The organism is Streptomyces sp. NH27 (genome assembly GCF_056859195.1).
Window position 1 is genome coordinate 1 of sequence record NZ_JACEGK010000726.1, and the last position, 2,973, is coordinate 2,973.

Sequence of the window (2,973 nt, forward strand, 5' to 3'; positions counted from 1 at the left end):
CCAACGGCGCGCTCGCCACGTCCGTGACCGCCATCGACCTGGTCACCGCCGGCGGCGACACCCTCGGCCTCAGCCGCGTCAAGGACGGCGACCGCTTCGACGGCGCCGTCGTCGCGCTCGGCGCCCTCGGTATCGCCACCCATCTCACCCTCGACGTGGTGCCCACCTTCCAGGTCAGGCAGACCACCCGCACCGGACTCGCACTCGACGACGCGCTCACCCACTTCGACGAGCTCACCGGCGCCGCGTACAGCGTCAGCCTCTTCACCGACTGGCGCGCCGACCGCTTCACCCAGATATGGCTCAAGCGGATCGACGGCACCCCCGAACCCGAACTGCCCTGGACCGCGCCCGCCCCCGGCCCGCTGCACCCCGTACCCGGCGTCGACCCGGTGCACTGCACCCCGCAGGACGGCACCCCGGGCCCCTGGCACGAGCGACTGCCGCACTTCCGCCCCGAGTTCACCCCCAGCAGCGGCGAGGAGCTCCAGTCCGAGTACCTCGTGCCGCGCCCTCACGCCACCGCCGCCATCGCCGCCGTCGCGGCGCTGCGCGAGACCATCGCACCGGTCCTGCAGATCTGCGAGGTCCGCACCGTCGCCGCCGACCGGCTCTGGCTCAGCCCCGCGTACGGGCACGACACGGTCGCCCTGCACTTCACCTGGCACCAGGACCCGGCCGCCGTCACCCCCGTGCTCGGCCGGATCGAGGCCGCCCTCGCCCCCTACGCGGCCCGCCCGCACTGGGGCAAGCTCGCCACCACCGACCCCGCGACCGTCCGCGGCCTCTACCCCCGGATGGCCGACTTCCAGGCGCTGGTCGCGGCCACCGACCCCGACGGCACCTTCGGCAACGCCTACCTGCGCCGGTTGCTCGTCCCGTGACCGACCACCCCGAGCCCGGCCGTCCCGTGACCGCGAACCCCTCCATGCCGGTAAGGTCATCGGCTGTGGAGGAGCTGGACCGGCACATCGTGGAACTGCTCGTCGCCGACGGGCGGATGAGCTACACCGACCTGGGCAAGGCCACCGGCCTGTCCACCTCGGCTGTGCACCAGCGGGTCCGCCGGCTGGAGCAGCGCGGCGTCATCCGCGGGTACGCAGCCGTCATCGACCCCGAAGCGGTCGGCCTGTCGCTGACCGCGTTCATCTCCGTCAAGCCGTTCGACCCCAGCGCGCCCGACGACATCGCCGACCGGCTCGCCGAGGTGCCCGAGATCGAGGCGTGCCACAGCGTGGCCGGCGACGAGAACTACATCCTCAAGGTGCGGGTCTCCGCGCCCATCGAGCTGGAGCACCTGCTCTCCCGGATCCGGTCGCTGGCCGGCGTCTCCACCCGCACCACCGTGGTCCTGTCCACCGCCTACGAGTCCAGGCCCCCCCGGATCTGACCTCGGCCCCGGCCGGGGGAGACTGGCCGTATGCACCAGCGCCCCGCCGCAGCGGCGACCAAGACACCCGACCCGAACGACCCGAACAGCCCCGCCGGCGGCACCGTGCTGCTGCGCGGCGGCTTCGTCTACAGCCCCGCCGACCCCTTCGCGACCGCGATGGTGGTCGACGGCGACACGGTGGCCTGGGTCGGCTCGGAAGGCGCCGCCGACTCCTTCGCCGACGGCGTGGACCAGGTCGTACAGCTCGACGGCGCGCTGGTCACCCCTGCCTTCGTCGACGCCCATGTGCACGCCACCGCCACCGGCCTCGCGCTGACCGGCCTCGACCTCGGCACGGCCCGCACCCTCGCGGAGGCGCTGGCCCGCACCGCCGGGTACGCCGCCGCGCACCCCGGCGACCGGGTGTTGCTCGGCCACGGCTGGGACGACACCCGCTGGCCCGAGGGCCGCCCGCCGACCCGCGCCGAGCTGGACCGGGCCGTAGCCGGCCGCCCGCTCTACCTCGCTCGCACCGACGTGCACTCCGCCGTCGTCACCACCGCCCTGCTCGACCTCGTGCCCGGCGTCGCCGACCTGCCCGGCCACCACCCGGCCGGCCCGCTCACCCGCGACGCCCACCACGCCGCCCGCGCGGCCGCGTACGCCGCCGTGACCCCCGTCCAGCGCGCCGCAGCCCAGCGCGCCGCGCTCCGGCACGCCGCCGCCCGCGGCATCGGCAGCCTGCACGAGTGCGCCGGCCCCGACATCTCCTCGCAGGACGACCTCACCGGCCTGCTCGCCCTCGCCGCCGCCGAACCCGGCCCCCGCGTGCACGGCTACTGGGCCGAGCCCGTGGCCGGCCCCGCCGACCTGGACCGGCTGCGCGACCTCGGCGCGGTCGGCGCCGGCGGCGACCTCTTCGTGGACGGCTCGCTCGGCTCGCGCACCGCCGCGTTGCACGCCCCCTACGCCGACACCGGCCCCGACGCCGAGGCCGGCCACCTCGGGGTCACCTACCTTGACGCCGACACCATCGCCCGTCACCTCACCCTGTGCACCCAGGCAGGGGTCCAGGCGGGCTTCCACGCCATCGGGGACGCCGCGGTGGCCGCCGTGGTCGACGGAGTGCGCGCGGCGGCCTCCACGGCCGGTCTGGACCGCGTACGGGCCCTGCGGCACCGCGTCGAGCACGCCGAGTTGATGACCGACGAGACGATCGCCGCGTTCGCCGAGTACGGCCTGATCGCGTCCGTGCAGCCCGCCTTCGACGCGACCTGGGGCGGCGACGACGGCATGTACGCCGCCCGCCTCGGCCGCGCGCGGGCCCGCACCCTCAACCCGTACGCCGCCATGACCCGCGCCGGGGTGCCGCTCGTCCTCGGCTCCGACAGCCCCGTCACCCCCCTCGACCCCTGGGGCACCGTCCGCGCGGCCGCCTTCCACCGCACGCCCGGGCACCGCATCTCCGCCCGGGCCGCCTTCAACGCCCACACCCGCGGCGGCTGGCGGGCCGTCGGCCGCGACGACGCCGGCGTGCTCGTCCCCGGCGCCCCGGCCGACTACGCGGTCTGGCAGGTCGGCGACCTCGTCGTGCAGACCCC

General features: G+C 75.8%; 3 protein-coding genes. All 3 read left to right on the forward strand.

The genetic code is table 11. From position 1 onward, the window contains the following. A partial coding sequence (locus AC13HU_RS35005) for a D-arabinono-1,4-lactone oxidase (RefSeq protein WP_483046029.1) occupies positions 1-884 on the forward strand: 884 nt, incomplete at its 5' end. A gap of 65 nt (positions 885-949) precedes the next feature. Continuing rightward, a complete protein-coding gene (locus AC13HU_RS35010; RefSeq protein ID WP_328473841.1) occupies positions 950-1,390 on the forward strand; it encodes an Lrp/AsnC family transcriptional regulator in 441 nt (146 codons plus the stop codon). 30 nt (positions 1,391-1,420) lie between these two features. Continuing rightward, positions 1,421-2,973 (forward strand): amidohydrolase (locus AC13HU_RS35015; protein ID WP_483046030.1); only part of this gene is annotated, 1,553 nt, incomplete at its 3' end.